This is a genomic window from Neofamilia massiliensis, from assembly GCF_001299475.1.
Classification (GTDB): Bacteria; Bacillota; Clostridia; order Tissierellales; family Peptoniphilaceae; genus Neofamilia; species Neofamilia massiliensis.
Genome location: NZ_CYUJ01000002.1, coordinates 692,718 through 716,410, shown reverse-complemented (window position 1 = coordinate 716,410; position 23,693 = coordinate 692,718). Strand labels below are relative to the sequence as shown.

Annotated in this window: 17 protein-coding genes; all 17 read right to left on the bottom strand. The window is 34.6% G+C overall.

Annotated elements, in window-relative coordinates:
- Positions 1–40 precede the first annotated feature (40 nt).
- Entirely contained in the window at positions 41–526 is a 486-nt protein-coding gene (locus BN2667_RS03425; protein WP_054251920.1) for a DUF1850 domain-containing protein, read from the bottom strand.
- A 56-nt stretch (positions 527–582) separates the two neighbouring features.
- On the bottom strand, positions 583–1,602 hold the full coding sequence (locus BN2667_RS03420; RefSeq protein WP_054251919.1) for a TAXI family TRAP transporter solute-binding subunit: 1,020 nt from the start codon (positions 1,600–1,602) through the stop codon (positions 583–585).
- A gap of 220 nt (positions 1,603–1,822) precedes the next feature.
- A complete protein-coding gene (eno, locus tag BN2667_RS03415) occupies positions 1,823–3,112 on the bottom strand; it encodes a phosphopyruvate hydratase (protein ID WP_054251918.1) in 1,290 nt (429 codons plus the stop codon).
- On the bottom strand, positions 3,105–4,646 hold the full coding sequence (gpmI, locus tag BN2667_RS03410) for a 2,3-bisphosphoglycerate-independent phosphoglycerate mutase (RefSeq protein WP_054251917.1): 1,542 nt from the start codon (positions 4,644–4,646) through the stop codon (positions 3,105–3,107). Before gpmI ends, eno begins: the two co-directional genes overlap by 8 nt.
- A 1-nt stretch (position 4,647) precedes the next feature.
- Entirely contained in the window at positions 4,648–5,397 is a 750-nt protein-coding gene (tpiA, locus tag BN2667_RS03405; RefSeq protein ID WP_054251916.1) for a triose-phosphate isomerase, read from the bottom strand.
- Positions 5,397–6,584, bottom strand: a complete 1,188-nt coding sequence (locus BN2667_RS03400; RefSeq protein ID WP_054251915.1) for a phosphoglycerate kinase — start codon at positions 6,582–6,584, stop codon at positions 5,397–5,399. Before BN2667_RS03400 ends, tpiA begins: the two co-directional genes overlap by 1 nt.
- 51 nt (positions 6,585–6,635) lie before the next feature.
- Complete coding sequence (gene gap / locus BN2667_RS03395; RefSeq protein WP_054251914.1) at positions 6,636–7,643, bottom strand: type I glyceraldehyde-3-phosphate dehydrogenase; 1,008 nt, start codon at positions 7,641–7,643, stop codon at positions 6,636–6,638.
- 67 nt (positions 7,644–7,710) lie between these two features.
- Entirely contained in the window at positions 7,711–9,018 is a 1,308-nt protein-coding gene (rpoN, locus tag BN2667_RS03390; protein ID WP_054251913.1) for an RNA polymerase factor sigma-54, read from the bottom strand.
- Positions 9,019–9,021: 3 nt separating this feature from the next.
- A complete protein-coding gene (pulA, locus tag BN2667_RS03385) occupies positions 9,022–10,953 on the bottom strand; it encodes a type I pullulanase (RefSeq protein WP_054251912.1) in 1,932 nt (643 codons plus the stop codon).
- 12 nt (positions 10,954–10,965) lie between these two features.
- A complete protein-coding gene (gene glgA, locus BN2667_RS03380; RefSeq protein WP_054251911.1) occupies positions 10,966–12,402 on the bottom strand; it encodes a glycogen synthase GlgA in 1,437 nt (478 codons plus the stop codon).
- 3 nt (positions 12,403–12,405) lie between these two features.
- Positions 12,406–13,530, bottom strand: a complete 1,125-nt coding sequence (gene glgD / locus BN2667_RS03375; protein ID WP_054251910.1) for a glucose-1-phosphate adenylyltransferase subunit GlgD — start codon at positions 13,528–13,530, stop codon at positions 12,406–12,408.
- Between the two features lie 9 nt (positions 13,531–13,539).
- Entirely contained in the window at positions 13,540–14,676 is a 1,137-nt protein-coding gene (locus BN2667_RS03370) for a glucose-1-phosphate adenylyltransferase (RefSeq protein ID WP_054251909.1), read from the bottom strand.
- A gap of 10 nt (positions 14,677–14,686) precedes the next feature.
- Entirely contained in the window at positions 14,687–16,552 is a 1,866-nt protein-coding gene (gene glgB / locus BN2667_RS03365) for a 1,4-alpha-glucan branching protein GlgB (RefSeq protein WP_054251908.1), read from the bottom strand.
- An 11-nt stretch (positions 16,553–16,563) separates the two neighbouring features.
- Positions 16,564–18,405: an ATP-binding protein gene (locus BN2667_RS03360; RefSeq protein WP_202903553.1), complete on the bottom strand. Its 1,842-nt coding sequence runs from the start codon at positions 18,403–18,405 to the stop codon at positions 16,564–16,566.
- Entirely contained in the window at positions 18,406–19,317 is a 912-nt protein-coding gene (locus BN2667_RS03355) for a DNA double-strand break repair nuclease NurA (RefSeq protein ID WP_162200275.1), read from the bottom strand. It abuts the gene before it with no gap.
- A 32-nt stretch (positions 19,318–19,349) separates the two neighbouring features.
- The gene (rsmI, locus tag BN2667_RS03350; RefSeq protein WP_202903552.1) at positions 19,350–20,162 is read right to left on the bottom strand and encodes a 16S rRNA (cytidine(1402)-2'-O)-methyltransferase; all 813 of its coding nucleotides are present in this window, start codon (positions 20,160–20,162) and stop codon (positions 19,350–19,352) included.
- Between the two features lie 341 nt (positions 20,163–20,503).
- Positions 20,504–23,569: an S-layer homology domain-containing protein gene (locus BN2667_RS03345; protein ID WP_054251906.1), complete on the bottom strand. Its 3,066-nt coding sequence runs from the start codon at positions 23,567–23,569 to the stop codon at positions 20,504–20,506.
- Positions 23,570–23,693 lie beyond the last annotated feature (124 nt).

Genomic DNA, 23,693 nt, shown 5'->3' with positions numbered 1-23,693 from the left:
TTCTCCTTTTTTAAGGTCCTCTTGCTTTTACTAATATTTTTTATTTGCCAACCTTTAAAATATCAAATATTGATAGTCTCTTAAGAGCTAAAACAGCAGGACTTTTTACTTCTAAAAGTTGGTTTAAATGAAGTGTCTTATCCTTATAATTTATTCTATGATCTGCTACAGTTCCTACATAATAGGTAATAATTTCAAAGTCATCATCTAAATCTAAGTAGATCTCATTGTTTTCTCCATGAGAAATCTTGGCTCTGTCTATATCCATTCCATCAGACATGCCAGCTCCATATGAAGAAAACTCTGCCTTATAAAGATTAAAACCCTTGCCTTTAATTTTATAAAATTCCTTTACTGGAGTTTTATTTACCGAATGGGTAAAATCAACATCAAAGTTTTCAAAATCTTTTATTTTACCTACAAAAACTAGCTGGTCTGTAGACCCATTAGAAATTGTAAAACAGTTAAAAATTGGCAAAAACAAAAGTAATATTAATAAAAATAAAAGACCAATAAGTTTTTTCATGTAAAATGCCTAAAAATAAATAAGGGCTAGCTAGTCCACTAGCCCTTTTGCTTATTCTATTTTAAAACGCCTGCTTCTTTTAAATATTTTTCTGCACCTGGATGGAATGGAATTGAAATACCATCAGCTGCTTTTTCTAACATGATTTCTTTACCTTTTGCATGAGAATCAGCTAGAGTATCTAAATGTTCATAAAGAGCCTTAGTAATATTATAAATTGTATCTTCTGATTCTTCAGCATTAGTTGCAAGTACTGCAAGTACAGCTACAGTGTTAATATCTGTATCTACGCCTGGATAAGTTCCAGCTGGAATTGTAAATTCAATGTAGAATGGATAGTCAGCTATTACTGATTGAGCAACTTCAGTTGGAATATCAATAATAGAAATCTTATGTTGGGCTGTAATATCTTGGATAGAAGCATTTGGAATACCTGCTGTTACAAAGAAGGCGTCAATTTGACCATCTTTAAAAGCATCTGCTGATTCTGAGAAAGTAAGGTAACGATCGTCAATATCATCATAAGAAATTCCAGCTGCTGCAAGAATTTGTTTAGCATTTGCTTCTGTACCTGATCCTGCTGCACCAACAGAAACTTTTTTGCCTTTAAGGTCTTCAAGAGTTTTAATGTCTTCTCTACCAACGATTTGGATGATTTCTGGATATAGAGAAGCAACTGCTCTAACGTTTTCAACTTTAGCATCAAATAATTCTTTACCATTATAAGCATAGTCTAATACGTCGTTTTGTAGAAGGGCTAATTCTGCATCACCTGTTGCTAGTAGTCTTACGTTTTCAACTGAAGCACCAGTAGATTGAGCAGTGATATTTACGCCTTCTGCATTTGAGTTCATAATTTGAGCTAAGGTACCACCTAATGAGTAGTATGTACCTGTTGTTCCACCAGTAGCCATAATAATGTTTTGAGTTCCGCCAGCTTCCTTAGATTCTGTAGATTCTGTAGATTCTTTAGGACCTTCAGAGCTTGATCCGCCCTCTTGCTTATTACAAGCTACAAAAACTGTTGCTAGCATTACTAATACTAATAATAATGCTAATTTACTATTTCTTTTCATAGAAATACCTCCTAATGTATAATTGCTAATTAGCCTTTCTTAGGAAAAGCTTTTCACTTAAACTGATTATACCACTTTTATTTAAAATATTCAATCAGTAAAACACTTTTTCAAATAAATAGATGTTTCACAAATGTGCTCCTAACAAATAATTATAAAAACACAGGCAGATTTTATCCACCTGTGCTTTAAAAACTATTTTGCTTTTTGACTTTAAATTTTACTTTAAGTTATAGAAGTTGTCGCCACCTTTATATTCTGATACCCCATAAAGTTCATCTTCTATTCTTAGAAGTTGGTTGTATTTAGCAACCCTATCTGTTCTTGATGGGGCGCCAGTTTTTATTTGGCCAGCGTTTGTTGCTACAACTAGGTCGGCAATTGTTGTGTCTTCAGTTTCACCTGACCTATGAGAGATTACTGCTGTATAGCCGTGTCTCTTTGCAAGTTCAATTGCATCAAGAGTTTCTGTTATTGTTCCAATTTGATTTAACTTTATAAGAATAGAGTTTGCAATTGAATTTTCTATACCCTTTTCTAGTCTCTTAACATTAGTAACAAATAAGTCGTCTCCAACTATTTGAATTTTTTTGCCAAGTTTTTCTGTTAATTTTTTCCAGCCATCCCAATCGTCTTCGTCTAAACCGTCTTCAATTGAAATAATTGGATATTTTGAAACAAGCTCTTCATACCAGGCTATCATTTCATCTGATGTTAGTTCTTTGCCTTCACTTTTTATAGAATAAATTTTTCTTTCTTTGTCATAAAGTTCTGTTGCTGCTACGTCTATGGCAATTTTTACTTGGTCTCCAGGCTTGTAACCTGCTTTTTCAATAGCTTCTACAATTGTCTTTAAGGCTTCTTCATTTGAAGATAGGTTTGGCGCAAAGCCACCTTCGTCGCCAACAGATGTACTTAGGCCCTTGTCCTTTAAAACTGCCTTTAGATTGTGGAAGATTTCAGCACAAGTTCTTAGAGCTTCTTTAAAGGATCCAGCTCCTACTGGCATAATCATAAATTCTTGGATATCTACGTTGTTGTCAGCATGTTCTCCACCATTTAAGATATTCATCATTGGTGTTGGAAGGTTCTTAGCATTTGGTCCACCTAGGTAGGCATATAGAGGCATGCCTAATTCATCTGCTGCTGCCCTTGCTACTGCCATTGAAACTCCTAGAATTGCATTAGCTCCAAGTTTGCCCTTGTTTTCAGTTCCATCTAAATCTATTAGAGTTTTGTCAATTGCTAGTTGGTCACAAACATCAAAGCCAACAATTTCTGGTCCAATTAGTTCGTTTACGTTGTTAACTGCTTGGCTAACTCCCTTGCCTAAATATCTAGTCTTATCTCCATCTCTAAGTTCTACTGCTTCATGGGCTCCTGTAGATGCTCCTGATGGAACAATAGCTCTTCCAAAAGCTCCGTCTTCTGTATAAATTTCAACTTCAACTGTTGGATTTCCTCTAGAGTCTAAGACTTCTCTAGCATAAACTTCAATTATACTACTCATTTTTATCTCTTCCTTTCTCAAGTAAACTACTGCCAGTCATTTCTTCTGGCTTTTCCAAATCCATCATTTCTAATAATGTTGGTGACAGGTCACAAAGTCTTCCACCAAATTTTAGACTTGCATCTTTATGGTAATTAAATAAAATTAGTGGAACTGGATTTGTTGTGTGACTAGTTACTGGCATTTTGTTTTCATCTAACATCAATTCACAATTTCCATGATCAGCTGTAATTAGGGCTTGACCATTTTTTTCTTTGAGTTTTGTTAGTACCCTATTTAAATTATAATCTACTGTTTCAACTGCCTTGACTGCTGCTGGAATCACTCCAGTATGACCAACCATATCACAATTTGCAAAGTTTAAAACTATAAGATTGTATTTGTCTTCATCAATGGCTGCCACTACCTTATCTGTAACTTCATAAGCAGACATTTGAGGTTCTAAGTCAAATGTAGCAACCTTAGGAGATGGAACTAAGATCCTGTCCTCTCCTTCAAAAGGAAGTTCCCTGCCTCCATTAAAGAAATAAGTTACATGGGCAAACTTTTCTGTTTCTGCTATTCTCAGTTGCTTTAGTCCTAGAGATGAAATATATTCTCCCATGGTGTTTTTTGGTATTTCATCTTTAAAGGCAATACTTACATTTGTAATGTTCTTATCGTATTCTGTCATTGTGACATAATTTAGATCAACTTTTCTCTTTCTTTGAAAACCATCAAAGTCCTTGTTCATTAGAGCCCAAGTTAGTTGTCTGGCCCTGTCTGGTCTAAAATTATAAAATATTACTGAGTCTCCATCTTCCATTCCATGATAGCCTTTTAAAGTCTTAGGGACAATAAACTCATCTGTAATGTCATTGGCATAGGAATTTTTTATATAAAGGTCTAGGTCATCAATAGGATCAGCTGAGGCTGAAACTATTTTATCATAGGCTTCTTCAGTCCTGGCCCAATTTTTGTCCCTGTCCATGGCATAATATCTACCAGCAACAGTAGCAATTTGACCTAAATCTAAGTCTTTAATTTTTTCTTCCAAGGCCTTAATTGATTCAGTTCCTGCATAAGGAGACACATCTCTGCCATCTAAAATTACGTGGATATAAACTTTATTTAGACCACTTTCCTTGGCCATATCCATTATGGCAAATAAATGGTCTTGATGGGAATGAACTCCCCCCTCACTTAAAAGTCCAATTAGGTGCAAGGCCTTGTTAGCTTCCTTGGCCTTTAGTATTGCATCTTCTAAAACTATATTTTGAAAAATAGACTTATCTCTAATTGCATTATTTATTTTTAATAGGTTTTGATAAATTATTCTTCCTGCTCCAATGTTTAAATGGCCAACTTCAGAATTTCCCATTTGACCAGCTGGAAGACCTACACCTTCGCCGCTGGCTACAAGCTCACTAGTTGGATAGTCTCGAAAAAGTCTATCTATTGTTGGAGTCTTTGCCAGATAAAAGGCATTGCCTTCATAGTCTTTTCCTAGACCTAGACCATCTAAAATTATAAGCATATTATTTTTACTTGTCATTTTAAACCTCATAAGCAACTAGTTTAGCAAAGTCTGCTGCTTTTAAACTAGCTCCACCAACTAAGGCACCGTCAATATTTTCCTTGGCTATTATGTCATTTATAGTTGCTGGCTTAACTGATCCACCGTAGAGAATTCTAATTTCTTTAGCAAGGTCTCCAAAGTTCTTTTCTAGCTCTTGTCTTATAAACTTGCATATGGCTTCAGCGTCATTAGCTGATGCAGACCTGCCTGTTCCTATGGCCCAAATTGGTTCATAGGCAATAACTAAGTCTTTTAACTTATTTGCATTTACGTCTTTTAAACAAGCTGAAAGTTGGCTTTTTACTAGGTCATATTCCCTGCCTGCTTCTCTTTCTTCTAGGGTTTCACCAATACACAAAATTGGCTTTAAATTTTTTTCTTGGAGTTTTAAAAGCTTTTTGTTTATTAATTCATTAGACTCGTTGAAAATTTGCCTTCTTTCAGAGTGACCTATTATGACATATTCAACTCCTAGGTCTAGGAGCATGGCTGGAGAAATTTCTCCTGTATAGGCGCCAGAGTCTTCTGCAAAAACATTTTGAGCACCAAGTTTTATTCCACTGCCTGCTAATTTTTTTCCTAGGGCATAAAGATCTGTAAAGGGTGGACAAATTAAAACTTCGCCATTTTTTTTAGGATTTAACTTTAATAACTCATCAGCAAAGTTTTCAGCCTCTGCTGTAGTCATATTCATTTTCCAATTTCCTGCTATTAGTGTTTGTCTCATTATTTGTCCTCGATTGCTGAAATTCCCGGTAGGTCCTTGCCTTCAAGAAGTTCAAGTGAAGCTCCACCACCAGTAGAAACGTGGCTTACCTTGTCTGCAAGGCCAGCTTTTTCTATAGCTGCAGCAGAATCTCCACCACCTATAATAGTAGTTCCATCTAATTCTGCTAAAGCCTTAGCTATACCAAAGGTTCCCTTGGCAAAGTCATCAACTTCAAAAACTCCTGCTGGACCATTCCATACAACAGTTTTCGCTCCTGCTAGAGCCTTTTCAATTTCTTCTAGAGTCTTTGGTCCAATATCTACTAGCATTTTATCTGCTGGAATTTGGTCTACGCTAACAACTTGAGAGGCTATTCCTTCTTTTATTTCATCTACAACAAGAGCGTCTACAGGAAGAAGTAAGTCTACCTTAGAATCTTTTGCTTTTTCCATTAATTCTCTAGCTAGATCAAGCTTGTCATCTTCAACTAAAGATTTGCCTAGTTCCTTACCTTGAGCCTTTAGAAAAGTATTTGCCATGGCGCCAACAATAATTATTTTATCTACTTTCTTTAGCAGATTTTCAATTACGCCAATTTTATCAGAAACTTTGGCTCCCCCTAAAATTGCTACAAAAGGTCTCTTTGGTTCTTCAATGGACTTGGCCATTATATCAATTTCCTTTTGAACTAAAAATCCTACTGCTGAAGGAAGATTTGATGCTAGGCCAACATTTGAAGCATGGGCCCTGTGGCTAGTGCCAAAGGCGTCATTTACATAATAGTCTCCAAGGCTAGCAAGGTCCTTAGAAAATTCTGGATCGTTTTTTTCTTCTCCAGCTACATATCTAGTATTTTCTAAAAGGGCAACTTGGCCGTCTGCTAGTTTATTGACTTCTTCTCTTACCTTGTCAGATACAACCTTGTCGTCTGCAAGGAAGAAAACTTCTTGGCCTAGTAATTCTTCTAATCTATCGGCAACTGGCTTTAAAGAAAATTCAGGCTTTGCTTGGCCTTTTGGTCTGCCTAAGTGAGATAAAAGTATTACTCTAGCCTTGTTTTCTATTAAAAATTTAATTGTAGGAAGTGATTCTACAATTCTCTTGTCATTTGTTATTTTTCCATCTGCAAGTGGAACGTTAAAGTCGCATCTAACTAGAACTTTTTTACCTGCATAGTCATAATCTTTTAAAGTTTTTTTGTTCATATAAACCTCCAAAAAAAAGCTGTAGAATCTAAGATCCTACAGCATTATTACTTACATTTTGTCCGCAACAAGTTTTGCTAGGTCTAAAACTCTTTGTGAGTATCCCCATTCATTATCATACCAAGCTACTAGCTTAACCATTCTATCTTTTACTAAAGTTAGGCTAGAGTCAAAAATTGAAGAGTTGTAATTTTTAATAATGTCAGTAGAAACTAAAGGTTCTTCTGTATATTCTAAAATTCCCTTCAATTCATTTTCTGCTGCATTTTTCATTGCTTTGTTAATTTCTTCAACACTTGCGTCTTTTGAGATTTCAAAGGTTACATCTACTAGGGAACCAGTTATAACTGGAACTCTAACAGCAAAACCTGTTAATTTGCCATTTACTTCTGGAATAACTAGGCCAACTGCCTTGGCTGCTCCAGTTGTTGTTGGGATAATATTTTGAGCTGCTGCCCTTGCCCTTCTAAGGTCCTTGTGTTTGTTGTCCATAATGTTTTGATCATTGGTGTAGGCGTGGATTGTAGTCATTAAACCTCTTTCAATGCCAAAGTTTTCTAAGATAACCTTAGTAATAGGTGCTAGGCAGTTTGTTGTACAAGAAGCATTAGAAATAATATTGTGCTTTTCTGGGTCATAAGTTTCTTCGTTAACTCCCATAACAATTGTGTTGTCTACGTCTTTGCCAGGTGCTGTTAAAATTACTTTTTTTGCTCCTGCATCAAGGTGCTTCTTTAGACCTTCCATGTTTCTAAAGGCGCCTGTTGAGTCAATTACTAAATCAACTCCTAAGTCCTTCCATGGAATTTCTGCTGGGTCTCTGTGGTCAGTGAATTTAACTTTTTTGCCGTTAATTATTAGACCTTCTTCATAAGCTTCAACTTCTCCATCAAATCTTCCGTATGGAGTGTCATATTTAAAAAGATGGGCAAAAGTTTCGTATGGGCCAGTTGCGTTAATTGCAACTACTTCAAGGCCTTCTCTGCCGCCTTCAAAAAATCCTCTTGTTACATCTCTTCCTATTCTTCCAAATCCGTTAATACCAACTTTAATAGACATAATTTTATTTCCTCCTCATATCAAATTTTCCTAGGGTTTTTATACCCAATTTTAATAAACTTTATCATTAAAACCTTTTTCTCTTCGTTGACGACAAGATTCCCATTTCATCACGGTACTTTTGTACAGTTCTTCTAGAGATATTATAGCCTAAGGCATTTAGGTCATCTGTAATCTTTTGGTCAGAAAGAGGTTTTCTTTTATCTTCTGTTTTTATGGCAGTTTTTATATACAATTTTAATTCATTTGCTGAAACTAGACCTTGGTCGCTAGTTAGCCCTCTTGTAAAAAATTCTTTTAACTCCATAACTTTATTCGGAGTTTGAATATATTTGCCATTACAAGTCCTAGAAATTGTCGACTCATGTAAGTCTAGTTTATTAGCTAATTCTTTCATAGTCAAGGGCTTTAATGGACCCTTACTTAATAAAAAGTCTTTCTGAATATGGCAAAGGGCTCCAGCTACCTTTAAAATTGTCTCTCCCCTTTGTCTAAGAGATCTAATAATCCAATTGGTCTCTTTAAATTTATCTTTAAGATAAGTTCTAGTCTCTAAATCAACGTCTGCTTTAAACATATTTAAATAGTCTTGGTTTCTAGCAATAGAAATTTTATTTTCTTCATTTAAATATAATTTTATTTCCTCGCCTTCAAATTCTAAAATCACATCGGGGATAATGAACTTTGTAGGTTTTGGGTCTCTATTTAAAAAGCTACCAGGTTTTGGATTTAATTTTTTAATTTCGTCAAAAGACTTTTGTATTTCTTCGTTTTCAACTCCATATTTGCCAGCTAAAAGTCCAACTCTATTTTCTGCCAGGTCTACAAGATTCCAATTTATAAGAGCCTGAGTTAATTTTGATAGGCCCTTGGCTTGGGCTTGTTTTAAAAGACATTCTTCTAAGCTAGATGCACATATACCTACAGGTAAGAAATCTTTCATGAGATTTAAAACCTTTAAAACTGAACTAAAGGAAAACTTGTATCTATTAGAAAATTCATAGAGGTCAATTATTATATAGCCCTTGTCGTCAATATTTTCTAAAAGCAATCTTCCTATTTGTCTCTCTGTTTTATTTAATTTCAAGGATAAAAGCTGCTCATACAAGTAATCAAACAAGGTCTCTTCTTGAGATATATATTTTTCAAAAAAATAATCTTCGTCTTCGTCTTGGCTTTTTCTTGATTTTTTATAGGAATAGTCTTCTATACTATTTCTTTTTATTTCAAGGTCCATGGTTGGATTTTCCAAGGCTAGATTAGATAAAAACTCCTGAAGTTCTTGTATGTTAAATTGTAGAATCTCTATAGATTGTCTTAATTCAGTTGTCATTGCAAGTTTTTGACTTTGCTTTAGTGAGACATCTAACTTCATACTTTAATCACATCTTTTTTCTATAATTATTAGCTCGCTTCCTAGAGGGTTTATGTTTAGCTTATTAGTATCTTCAATAATTTCATTTGTGGATCCATTTTTATTGAAAATCCTTCTCAGGTCAATCTTTTCCATTTTTAATTCTTCTTTAAACTTAGCATTTATTGTTTCTATAAGTTCTTCTGTGTTAATAGTTTGGGATTCTTGGCCGCTGTTATGGGAAATAAAATAAAATTTATCTCCATATCTAATTACATAAGATATTGTAGGCAATTGGCCAAGGTCTAAAAAAATTAAATTTTCTCTTATGTCAGCAGCTGAAAAGCTTGTAAAAAATTTAAGGCTTTTTCTAAGAGAAATTAGATCTTTAAAAAATTTATAGACATCTTGGTTTTTTACTTTTAAGTCCCAGTCAATTTGATTTATTGAAATAGGATCCTTATAGGTATTGGCTCTTCCTTGTTTTGTTCGCAAAAATTCATTGCCTTCGTGGATAAAAGGTAGGCCAAAGGATAAAAATAAAATAGAATTTGCCAGTTTGTAAATATCTTTTTTATCTTCAAAAGACCTAGACCCTAGGCTTAGGTCAATTTTGTCCCATAAAATTAAATCATCGTGGGAGTTTAAATAATTTATTGACTCTCTCGGTTCGTTGGCAAATCCTTTGTGGTTGGCATCAAAATCTATTGAGCCTGTTATTCCCGTTTCAACAGAAATTTTCTCTTCTGACTTTCCACTTATAAAGCCTATTCCATAGCCTCTATTGCTTCCCTTAACTGCATTTCTAAAATCGTCATTAAAACAAGAAAATCCTTGGGATCTTTGGCTACCTTTAAGAGTTCTTAATTCTAATGGAAGTGGAGAGTCTCCCCCTAGCCAAGGCTCGCCATAAAGTAAAACATCTGGATCTATTGACCTAGCTAGGCTAGATATTTCTTTCATTGTCTCAATATCAATAAGGCCCATTAAATCAAATCTAAAGCCATCAACCTTATACTCTTCAAGCCAAAATTTTATTGAATCTAAAATAAACTTTCTGGCCATTTTTGCTTCAGTTCTAAATTCGTTGCCACAGCCTGAGCCGTTAGTTAACCTTCCTTGGTCGTCAGTTCTGTAATAGTAGTTTGGGCAGAGCATTTGAAAGTTGGATTTTTCTCCCCTATAAGTGTGGTTGTAAACTACATCGACAACTACTTTTAAGCCCTTAGAGTGAAGGGCCATAATTAATGACTTTAGTTCTCTTATTCGATTTTTTGGATCTACTGGACTTGTAGAAAATGATCCTTCTGGAACATTATAAAACTTTGGGTCATAGCCCCAATTGTAGTTGTCGTCTTTATAAAAGCTATCTTCGTCTTCGTCAACTGTTAAGAAATCATAGACTGGCATGAGATGAACGTGACTTATACCTAAGTCAACTAAATGATCTAAGCCTGTTTTTTCATTTTCATAATTAGTATTTTCTTCCAAAAGTCCCAGATACTTTCCTCTGTTTGTTACTCCAGAGTTTTTATTATAGGTAAAGTCTTTTATGTGAAGTTCATAAATAATAGCTTCATCTGCTTTTGTATCTGGTTTTTTGTGGTCTAAAAACCCCTCAGGATTTGTGTCTCCTAAATCTACAATAGCTGATTTTTTTGAATTTATCATCGAGGCTATAGAATAAGGATCAGAAATTTCTAAAGAAGAATCTGTAATATATGAATAGAAAAATCCGTCATAATCTCCTTCTAGTTTAAGAGAAAAAATTCCACTAGGGTCTTTTCCCATTTCATATGTCTTTCCAACAATATCTGAATCTGATTTAAATACTCTTAAGGCTAAGGACTTTAAGCTAGGTGCATAAACCTTAAAAGTCGCTTGGTCTTTAGAATAGTCTAGACCAAGTTTTGTGTCTAAGTCTACATAAGTCTTGTATAATTCTTCTTCTATCATACTATCTTTCTCTTAAAATTTATTTTTTAAAACTTTCTTATAATTTTCTAAATATTCGTCACAAGAAACATCCCAGGAAAAATCTCTTGTCATAGCTGACTTTATAAGAGTGTCAAGGTCTTCCTTGTTTCTATAAAGATTAATGGCATCTTTAATTGTAAATAAAAGCTCGTGGGCATTTATATTCGAAAATGAAAAACCCGTTCCTTCTTTTGTGTATTTGTTATAAGGTTCAACTGTATCTCTTAGACCGCCAGTTTCTCTAACTATTGGTAAAGTTCCATACCTCATTGCTATAAGTTGAGAAATTCCACAAGGTTCTGCAATAGATGGCATTAAATAAAAGTCTGCCCCTGCATAAATTTTATGAGACTGAGCTTCGTCAAAATAAATTCTCGCTGCTAATTTATTTGGAAAACATCTTTCATAAAATCTTAGCATGTCTTCGTATCTTCTATCTCCAGTTCCTAAAATTACCAGTTGAATGTCCTCTTCCATTAGTTCAGATATAATAAAATCTAAAAGATCAATCCCCTTTAAATCAACGAGTCTTGTTACCATAGCAAACATTGGTATATTTTCATTTACTGGCAGATTAAAAAGTTTTTGTATGTCAGTTTTATTTTTAGCCTTACTTGTCAGATCATCAGCAGAATAATTATAAGGAATTAGTGGATCTTTTTTTGGATTGTACTTGTCATAGTCGATGCCATTTATTATTCCTACTAACTTATGCTTATTTTTTCTAATTATGCCATCAAGACCTTCGCCGAAATATGGATAGGTAATTTCATTGGCATAGGTTTTTGACACAGTAGTTAAAAGGTCACAATAGACAATTCCTGCCTTCATCATATTTATTCCATCATAGTATTTTAGGCCATCTTCATTGTAATAATCCATAGAAAGTCCTGTTATAGACATAATGTCTTTAGGAAAAATTCCCTGGTACTTAATGTTGTGAATGGTATAGGCTGTTTTTATCTTAGAATAAAAGTCATCGCCTCTGGCAAAGTCTTTTATATAAAGAGGAACTAGGCCAGTATGCCAGTCGTTAGCATTAACTATATCTAATTTAACATCTAAGAATCTTAAAAGTTGAACACAGGCCTTGGAATAAAAAATGAATCTTTCTCCATCGTCTCCTTGGCCATAAAGGCTTTGTCTTTTAAAGTAAAATTCATTGTCTATAAAATAAAAATTTACTCCGTCATAATTTATTTTAAAGACTCCAGCATATTGCCTTCTCCAATCTAAGTCTACAAAATAGTAGCCTAAGTATTCCATTTGTTCTTTGTATTCAAATGGAATTTGGCCATAAAGAGGTAAGACTACAGAAATTTCATGGCCTTTTTTCTTAAATTCTTTTGGCAGTGAGCCAGATACATCAGCTAGCCCCCCTGTTTTTATAAAGGGGCTGGCTTCAGAAGTCATATAAAAAATATTCATAGCTTATTCCTTTTGTACTTTTCCATATTTTTCAATAATTGCAGGTTGGTTAGTTGAACCAACTAAACTTACGTCTTTTTCAATAACTGCATATTTGTCTATAATTGAATTTATAACAACGGCGCCTTCTTGGATTTCTGATTTTTGCATAATTATTGAGTTTTTAACTATGGCACCCTTGCCAATTTTTACTCCTCTAAAGACTATAGAAGACTCTACGTCTCCTTCAATAATACAACCATTGGCAATTAGTGAGTTTTTAACCTCTGGGTTGTTTTTATAAATAGTTGAAGGTTCGTCCTTGGTCTTTGTCATTACCTTGCCATTATTAATAAACATATCATTAAAGTTTTCCCTGTCTAAAAGATGAAGATTTGCATCATAATATGATTTAATATCATTTATTAAAACAAGAGGCTCATTTAGTTCATAAGAGTTTATTTTTAATGAGTTTTTGTTTTTAATAATTGCATCCTTTAGGGAATTTGCATTTCCCCTTTCAACAGTTTCTTTTACTAGGGAAACTAAAACATCTTTTTTTATAAACATAGCTTCAGCAAACATATTGAAAGAATCTTCTGTTCCTAAGTTTACTCCTATATTTGTAACAAAACCATTTTCATCTAAGTGGAGTTTATTTGTATTTACAAATTCTTTTTTTTCATCATTTTTTCTAACATAAAATAGCATTATATCTGAATCTGATGAAATAAACTCATTATAGGCCTGGTCAAGATCTTCCATAAATACTACATTTGACTTTACTATAAGGGCGTTTTCTTCCCTTAAGACTTTAAAAAAGTTTAAGGTTGAATAAAAGTCTGCAATGTCTCCTAATCTTTCTATTAGACTATTTTGTCTAATAGGCGGATAGAGAAATAAACCGTGGAATCTTGAGTTTAAAGACCAAGGTTTGCCATCAGATAGGTGGTCCATAGTTGACCTTATTTTTTCTCCTGTATATAAGGCGACACTTCTAATGCCATTATTTACCATATTAGAAATTATTATATCTACTAGCCTATACCTGCTGCCATAGGGAAGCATATAGGATGGTCTGCTTTTACATAGAGAAGCAAATTCTCCATCTTTGTTGTTATAAGATATTAAACCAAAACAATTGTCCATAGCTGCCTCCTATTCGCTAATTTCTTCGTCTTGTGAAAGAAGATGAACCAAGTCATCATTTTCACTACCTACAATTCTGTCTTTTTCAATTATTACATCTTCCATAATAATGGCATTGTATACCTTGGCACCAGATTTTATTACTGAATTGGAAAGAAGAACTGAGTTTTTTACTTGGGCTCCTTCTTCAATGGTGACATTTGAAAATAATACGCTGTTTTCTACCCTACCTGCTACAAAGCAGCCTTCATTAATCATGGCCTGGTCTACATAAGCTGATGGAGCTATATATTGAGGCGGAAGATTTAAGTTGTTGGTATAAATTCTCCAAGACCTATCAAAAATATCTAGATTATTGTCTTCGTCTAAAAGGTCTAAATTAGATTCCCAATAAGACCTAACTGTTCCAACATCCTTCCAATAACCTTTAAAGTTAAAGGCAAAAAGTCTTTCTCCTGCCTTTAACATCTTTGGAATAATATTTTTTCCAAAGTCATTTGCAGAAGTTTTGTCATTTTCGTCTTCTATTAGATATTCTTTTAGTTTGTCCCATTTAAAAATATAAATTCCCATAGAAGCCTGATTGTTTTTAGGATGCTCTGGTTTTTCTTCAAATTCGTAAACCATATTGTTTTCATCAGTATTTAAAATCCCAAATCTAGATGCCTCGTCCATTGGAACTTCAATAGCTGCAATTGTACAGTCAGACTTGTTTTCAATGTGGTAGTTTAGCATTTTTTTATAATTCATCTTATAGATGTGGTCGCCAGATAAAATCAATACATATTCTGGATTCATTAAATCAATAGAGTCTATATTTTCATAAATTGCATTGGCTGTTCCAGTAAACCACCTGCCGCCACTTTCTGAAGCAAAAGGAGAAAGTTTTACCAGTCCTCCAGCATTGGTATCAAAGTCCCAAGGAGCACCTATGCCTAAGTGGGAATTTAGTTCAAAGGGTTTGTATTGGGTTAGAATTGCAATGTCAGAAATATCTGAATTAGTTGCATTAGAAAGAGCGAAGTCTATAATTCTGTATTTGCCTCCAAAGGCTACAGCAGGTTTAGCAATGTCCTTAGTAAGTAATTTTAGTCTTGAGCCTTGGCCACCTGCTAATAACAAGGCTACCATTTTCTTTTTTCCCATTTTTCCTCCTTTAGCTTTTATGCTTTAAAAACAAGGCACTTAGGCCTGGTATATCAATTCTTATGCCGTAATCTCGTCCATTAAATGCTTCATCTTTTGTCTTATAGGTCTTGACCCTTGGAGTTTTTCCTCCGTATTTTTTCTTGTCTGTTGAAAGAAGAGTCTTATAAGTTCCTTGGTAGTCTACTCCAATAGGATAAGCTGGCCTGTCAACTGGGGTAAAATTATAAATACAAGTGATCTTTTCTCCCTTGGTATTTATCCTATCGAAGACTAAAATACTTTCATTGGCGTTTTCGTGCTCTACCCACTCAAAGCCTTTAGGGTCAAAGTCTTCTTGGAAAAATTCCGAATTGTCCTTATAAAAATTATTTAAGTCTTTTACAAAGTCTTGAATGCCTTTGTGGCTATCATAGTCAAGTAAAAACCAATCCAACTCCTTCCATTCATTCCACTCTATAAATTGTCCAAATTCATTACCCATAAAGGAAAGTTTCTTTCCAGGATGGCCAATCATATAGGCTAAAAGCAATCTCAAAGATGCAAACTTTTCTTCATAGGTACCTGGCATTTTATCTAAAAGAGATTTTTTGCCGTGGACGACTTCATCGTGAGAAAATGGCAGAATATAATTTTCGCTGTACTGGTAGGTAAAGGAAAATCTTAGTTGGTTATGCATGTCCTTTCTATAAATCGGGTCTGTTTCCATATAGTCTAAAATGTCATTCATCCAACCCATGTTCCACTTAAAATTAAAACCTAAGCCGCCAATGTCTACATGTCTAGAAACATTTGGCCAGGCAGAAGATTCTTCTGCTATCATTAGACTGTAAGGAAATCTTTTAAAAACTTCAGTATTTAGTTCTTGTAAAAACCTTATAGCTGGCTCATCTACCTTAAAGTTATCTTGTTGATGAGGAAAGTCTTCATAAATCATATAGGCAACTGCATCAACTCTTAGGCCGTCAATGTGATAAAAATCTTGCCAAAATATAGCTGAAGATATTAAAAAAGATCTGACTTGGTTTTTTGTAAAATCAAAATTATAAGATCCCCAGGCTTCATTGTTGGCCTTGCTTCGGTCTAGTGATTCGTAAAGATAGGTCCCGTCAAATTTTCTCAAGCCAAAGTCATCAACTGCAAAGTGAACTGGAACCCAGTCCATAATCACGCCAATATTATTTTTGTGGCAGGCATTTACAAAGTCCATAAAGTCAAAGGGAGTTCCAAACCTAGAAGTTGGAGCAAAGTAACCTGTTCCTTGGTAGCCCCAAGATCCATCATAGGGATGTTCGATTATTGGCATTAGCTCTATGTGAGTGTAGCCCATTTTTTTTACATAGGTTATTAGCTCATCTTTTAATTTTTCATAAGAGTACTGGCTGCCATCTGGATTTTTCCTCCAAGATAAAAGATTTACTTCATAAATATTTATTGGACTCTTATAAAGGTTGGTCTTTTCTTTATTTTTTTGCCAGGTTTTGTCTGTCCACTTGTAACCATTAATATCAAAGTATTTTGAAGCTGTCTTAGGCCTTTCTTCAGCGTGAAAAGCAAAGGGGTCTGCCTTGTATAAAACTTCCCCTGCTTCTGTTATAATCCTATACTTGTAGGCATCAAAAACTTCAACACCTTCAAGGACGATTTGCCAAATACCAGTAGTTTCAAATCTCTGCATTGGTAGACTTGTGTCCTCCCAGTTGTTAAAGTCTCCAACTAAATAAACTTCCGCTGCTCTTGGTGCCCAAAGGCTAAAAGACACTCCAGTTTTTTCTCTGTGGGCCCCTAAAAACTTATAGGCTTCAAAATTTTTTCCTTGGTTAAAGAGATAGGCTTCATAAGAAATATCTCTTTCATAGTGATAGTTTAACTCCATAGGACCTCCTCCTATTTTTTAAGTTTAAATTCATCTCCAAATATGCCAGATTCTTTTTCTAACCTGCCCTTAGATACAAGGTCGTTAAGTTTGTCTTCTAAAATATTTACGTTCATTTTCATACCATTTCTCTCTAAAATTTCTATTAGAGGTAGTAGGTCTGTTGATGAAATCGGTAGCTCTCCTTCAATAAGTTTAAAAAATTTATCATCTGTTTCGTCTGCCATTTTTCTAAGTTCATCAAAAGGATTTTCCATATTTGGTTTTATGGTCTCTGCCAGTCTAACCCTAGAAAATATTGTCCTGCCCATTGATGCAATAGATGCAAAAAGGTCACCTGTTTTTAAATAAGGCAGTCTCTTTGCCTCTTCAGATGAAATATCAGTTTCTTCTCTAATAGTTTGAATGTCTGTGGCCCTAACTGTTCTAAAAATAAATTTAGAATTTAATTGGGCAGTAACTGTTTCATCTAAGAGAGTTGGTCTTTGAGTTGCTAAGACTAAAAATACTCCATACTTTCTCCCCTCTTGGGCAATTTCTTTTATAATTGACTTTGAAGGTTTAGGCAGACCCTTAGGTGCAAACTCGTGGGCCTCATCTGTAACAATTACAAATGGTGGAAAATAATCTAGGTCCTTGTCCTTGTAAGACCTTCTGTTATTATAAAACTTACTCATTAGGTAAGAACCATAAACTTGTAAAAGTCTTGTTGAACCTTGGATTACTGCAGTTTTTCCTGCAAATAAAGTCTCAGCAACCTCCTGCGAATCTCTAGTAAATACTCCATCGTTTATTAAAGACCTAATCCTCCACGATAAGCCTCTCAAAGTACTTTCGTTGGTTTTTTTATCATACTTTTTATAGAGGCTTAAAAGTCTATTGTATTTAGCCTGAGTTTCTCCTGTGCTATTGTTAATTTCAGTTTGGATAGCATCAGCAGATGAAAAGCTCTTCATTTCTAAAAGATCGTCAATTAATAATTCAAAGGTCCTTATATCAGCAGGTCCCTTACCTAGGCCAAAGTGGCTATAAAGTAAGTCTATTGAAGACTCCATTGGCTCTGTTAGTTGGCTAGTTGATGAAAGCAGTCTCTTTAAATCAGCTGGCCTAACATCTTTAAAGTCAATTCCAACATCTTGGCCGATAACAAAAGTATTATAGTTGTCGCCATAAGAAGTTTTTGCCGATGGATTTTCAGAATTCAGTTGAAAGTCCATTTCATAATGAGGGTCAAAGATTATTGTTGGTATTCTCTTTTTCATTAATTCTTCTATAAAGACCCTAAGGCCATAAGACTTTCCTGATCCAGATCCTCCAAAGACTCCAATATGAGGATATTGATTCATCTCGTTTATATTAAATAAAAATGGAACATCTCCTTGATAAGAAATACTATCTTCTAAGGTATGGTAGAGATTTTTTAAACTTTCATCCATTTGGTTATAGACCTTGTCTGTGTTTTTTATGGCCCCTAAAAGTAAGGATGAGTCTAAGTTGCCATTTAATAAAAAAGATTTTATTTCATCGAATTTTGGTTCTCTAACCCTAGACCCAGTTTCAATTGGATAAGAAGCTTCATTTAATAATCGGCACTTACCTATGTAAACTGTTTCGTCGTCAACTATATAGCCAATGGCTTGAAGGGATTCTATTACAGAGGAGTCAACTAAGTCCCCACCAATATTTAAAGGCAGGTACCTGTTATAGGTATTTGCTTCCATAACTTCAAAGACTAGACTTCCCTGTCTCTTGTCTTCAACAATTAGGTATTCATTTATTCTAAAATTTCTCTCCTTAGAGCCTACATAAAACTCAGATGAACTTGTAAGCCCTAGAACTTTCATATCGTCCATTTATCTCCTCATACTTCTTTCACTTCTAAAAAATCTTTCTACTAGGTCACTATCTAAATATGCTAAAACGATTTCTCGCATTAACTTATCGTCTATTTTTACTTCCTTGTCTACCATGTCAATTATAAGTGGAACTCCCCTAGACATTTGTGGAGTTAGGCTGTAACAAAGGTTGGCAATATTATATAGGTTTGCCCTTTGTCCTTCTAAAACTTCAAGGCCAGTTACACCTGGATAAGATGCCATCCTTAAAAACATTGACGAAAAGCCTTGGTCTACTTTTTTATTGTAGCTGTCATCTAAAATATACCCTTCTCCTTCATTTAAAATTCCATATAGAATGTCTTTGTCATAAAGTTTTATTTCCTGGCTGTCTTTAAAAATAAGTTCGCCAAGAATGTTGGTCTTTGGCTCTTTAATAAAACCTGCTAGGAGTACATTTTTTTCTAAACACAGGCCAATTAACTTGTCAAAATTTTCCTTGTCTTCAATGGTATAGCGAATTAAATTTCCATCCATTAAGAGATAATCTAGGTCATAGGTCTTTAAAGTTTCAAGGCCTGTTAAAATTTCAATCCTGGCTAAAAGTTTTTTCTTTAAGTCTTCTTCGTCATCAGAAAGATTAGAAGTTAAAGGGCTATAAACATCTGATAAAATTACATCTGCTAAAGAGGACTTACTAACCTTAGCAAGGCCCTGATAAACATCTATATAGTGAGGATGAGATGACCCAAACCTATTTACTGACCCGTCAATGCAAGCCATTTTAGAAAATTTTTCAAGCTCGTCTCTTTCAAGTTTTCTTAAATTAATAAAACTGCCATAACATTTAAGTTGGTCCCTTAAATAATCTCTGTTAAAGTTCTTAATATTACTTAGGTCATAGCCAAGCTTATTATTTAATTCTTTCATTTTTTCTGCTAATTTTATATTTAAACTTTCCATTATAGGTCAAGGCTCTTTTCATAAACTAAATTCTTTTTTATATTAAAGTTCTTAGAAACTTCTTTGACTGCATCTTTTTTTGAAAGACCACGGTCTAATAACTTTTGAAGCTCGGCTTCTATATTGACTTCTATTTCTTTTTCTTGGTAGCCTTCAACAACAACTACAAACTCTCCCTTGGCTTTGACTAAGTCTTCATCTTCAACTAGGTCAACTAAGTCTTTTCTAATAGTTTCTTCGTAATATTTACTTATTTCTCTGGAAATTGAAACTTTCCTATTGCCAAAGACTTGATAAAGGTCTTTTAAAAATTTATGGATTCTGTGTGGAGCCTCATAAAATATTAGGGTCTCCTTTTTGGTCTTTAATTCTTCTAATTCTTTAATTCTTTGATTGGACTTTTCTGGCAAAAATCCAATGAAAGTAAATCTATCAGTTGATAATCCTGAAAGAACTAGGCCAACTACAAAGGCACTTGGACCAGGTAACACGTTTATTGGAATGTCTCTTTCAATACAAGCAGATAAAATTTCTGTTCCTGGATCTGAAATTCCTGGCATACCTGCATCTGAAATAAAGGCATAGGTCTTTCCATCTTCAAGGTCATTTATAATTTCAGGAATCTTAGTCATATAATTAAATTTATGGTAGGAAATTAAAGGCTTTTTAATATTATAATGGTCTAACAAGGCCTTAGATACTCTGGTATCCTCACAGGCGATGATGTCTATATTTTCTAAAGTTTTTAAAGTTCTTAAAGTAATGTCATCTAAGTTTCCAATTGGAGTTGGACATAAATAAATTCCCTTCAATTATTTTTCCTACTTTCTTTTATTTCTTACTTATATTTTACCATAAATAAAACTTCCTTACAGAATTACTTTAGAGCAAAAATCTTTTAATCTCAGATTTTGTCTAAGGATTTTGCTTTTTCTAATTTTAATCTTCTTTAATAATTTTCTTCATAGGAATTTTTATAAATTAAAAATTTATTTTGCTAATTGAAAAGTTTTGCTAAATTAAAATTGGCCCAGATGCTTTTGCCTGAGCCATTTATTAGTTATTTTCTCTTCATCAACACTATTTGACAAAGAGTCATTAAAAAAGACCCAGGTTTGTGCTGAGTCTTTTTGCTTATTTGTTTACAATATTTTTACTTGTCATAGACAAAAGTTCTATCGTTTACTTCAGTCCATTTTTCATCTTTGCCGTTTGCTTTGCGTTCGAATTTATGGCCGTTTGAGGCTTCGATTACTGGATAGTAGGCCCAGTGGCTTTTATCCATGTCTGTGTAGTGGATAATTTTATATAGGTTCCTATCTACATAGTTTTCGTCTGCGTAGCGATTTAACATTCTGTTTGTTATTGTTACTACTTCTGCTCTTGTTATTTCTCTGTCTGGCTTAAAGGTTCCGTCTGGGTAGCCTGATATCCAACCTGCTGTTGCGGCCTTTTGAATTAGGTCATAGGCCCAATGGTCCTTTGAAAGATCTGAGAATATTTTGTTTCCGCCAGTGATTTTAGAAAATCTTGTTGCTATTGCTGCAAATTCTGCACGGCTTATGCTCCTTGTAGGCTTAAAAGTTCCGTCTGGATAGCCTTTTATTATTCCTAGCTCGTTCATATATGAAATTGCTGTTATTGACCATCTGTCATTTTCAACATCTGAATAGTCATAAGAGTAAACTTTTCCTTTGATTGGTCTGTTTTTTAGTAATCTTGAAAACATCACTGCTACTTCTTCTCTAGTCATATTGTTTTCTGGCCTAAAGCTTTGGTCTTCGTAGCCTATTAGATATTGGTAGTGATCTTCTAGGTTTAAGACTGGACTAAAGATAAAGTCGTAGTTTATATAGTTTTCTTGTGGTTGTGGTTCTGGCTTTGGCTCTGGTTGTGGCTTTGGTTTTTTCTCTTCTTCCCATTGAGCATAAACAGTGATGTCATTTTCAATGACAGTGCCCGGTTTAAACTCTGTGCCTTTGCCGTCTTTTTGAGTGTTCCATCCCTTGAAAATATATCCATCTCTTACAGGATCAACAGGAAAATCTTCTAATTTGCTCTTTTCTAATAATAAAAATGCATCATGAATCGGATTTTCTGTATCGTAATTTTTATCAAATATTACTTCTTTAAATACAATTAAATTGACATCATCATTATTTAGAGGATGATCATATTTAGTGCCTGGATGAGATGTTGATTTGTATAAAAGTTTAACAAATTCATCCTTTGTACTTGGTGGTGTAAATGTTTTAAAGGCCTTATTATTTTTAAATACAGTTGTTGCATCTGTATTTATATTATAATAATAATCTTTTGCTGTCGGTGGTTGTACCAGACCACCTGTAGATCCGTCATCATATTCTGGCATATAGGCATGAAGATTACTATATATTGCACCGCCGTGTCCCAATTCACCAGTTGCTTGGTTTCCATCAAAAACAGTATTGTTGATTACTTTTAATAGCCCGTGGGTTTCATCGACAGAAATAGCTCCGCCTGATTTATCAGCCTTGTTATTGGTAAATGTACAGCCGTCTACCGTAACGACTCCGTCGTCAGCCAATCTTGTATTTACATAAATAGCTCCCCCGTGGCCTAAATTTTGAGGATTTCCTTCAGCATCTCCAGGTTCGTCGGATTTCATGGCCTCATTGCCTGTAAAAGTTGTATTTTCTATGGTCATGGTGTTACTCGTCCAGATGCCGCCGCCATAATAGGCTTTGTTTTCTTTAAATTCAGCATTTTTAAAGTTCAAGCTGCCGCCTTTTTTAGTTAAGCACACTCCTCCACCGGATCTCGCTTCATTTTTATATAACTTCGCACCGTCAACAGTTAGGGTTTCGCCGGCAGGTAAACTTGAATAAATACCGCCGCCAAAGTTTGCGACGTTTTCTTGAATTACGACACCGCTTATTGTAGCATTCTGCGATTGTAGAAAGATGCCTCCCCCATAAGGTGCACCATTTTTTTCTATTGTTCCGGATTTCAGATTACAAGTAGGTTGCCCATATTTACTTCCCCAAGCATAAATGCCTCCTCCTCTTTCGGCCTCATTCTCTGAAATAACACTGTTGCCTTCCATAATAAACTCACTGTTATATACGGCTGTTACGCCACCGCCGTATTTTCCTGTGTTTTTAGAAACTTGTCCACCGGAAAGCTTAACTTTTGAGTTACCTCCACAATAAACTCCACCGCCGGCATAGGACGCGGAGTTCCCATAGATTTCGCCGCCTGTAATATCAAGGTTTGCGTTATTGCCTGTGGAAATACCTCCTCCGTTTCTCGCGACGTTTTCATATATTTTACCGCCGTTAATTAAACCTTTTCCTTGTAAAACAATTGCTCCGCCATTTCCTGACGGGACTTTATTACCATAGATTTCGCCGCCGTTAATGGTCAAGGTTCCCTTGCCGATATAGCAAATGGCACCACCATTACCTGTGGCTTCATTATTTCTAATTTCCCCGCCGTTGATGGTCACATTGCCTACATCTTGGCAAAAGATAGCACCTCCATTGTCACCTTTTCCGTTTTGCAAAACGGTGCCCTTGTTGATGGTCAGGTCGGTAGGATTTTTTTCACTGCCATCCACCCAAAGCAGACGCTTTTCTTTGTTTCCGTCGATAATAATATTTTCCACGGTGAGATGAGCCCCGTTAACAACATCAAACACTCTATCGTTTACTAAATTTTTCGCCTTGATGGTCCTAGGGCTCGCCGGGTCCTTACTTGTTAATGTCGCTGTACCGTAGGGAAAGCCAAACTGAGTGTATTCCGATAAGTCAATGTCCTTATTTACCTGAACGATAAAATTGAATTTCGAGCCGCCGTTTGTAAGCTCATACATTTTGTTGATGGCTTGATTTAAAGTGTCGTAGTCGCCAATGGCTTCTCTTTCTTTAATAAGAGTGATTGCTTTCTCTTCTAAAGGATTGCCACTCCTTAATGATATAGGCTTTTTAGTTAAATTTACTTCTAATAATGAATTTTCAACTGGAATTATTGAATTATTTTCAATATCAATATTATTATTCTCTGCTGGTAATTCAGAATTATCTAAGTCAATTATTGTATTTGCAAAATAATCTAACTCTACATTTTTTAGTGTCTTATCCATAGCAAAAACATTAATTAGACTTGAAGTAAAAACCATTAACAAAGCGAAAATTATTGCTGACATTATTTTTACTTCTTTTTTAATAAGTTTGCTCATCTTTCTTCCTCCATATTCTTTTTCTTTTCAACGTTTGCAAATCTTTAAAAGTTTTCTTTTTATATTAAGATTTTCTTATACTTTAATTGTAGCATTGGCAATGTCATCCATTATTACGTTTTTG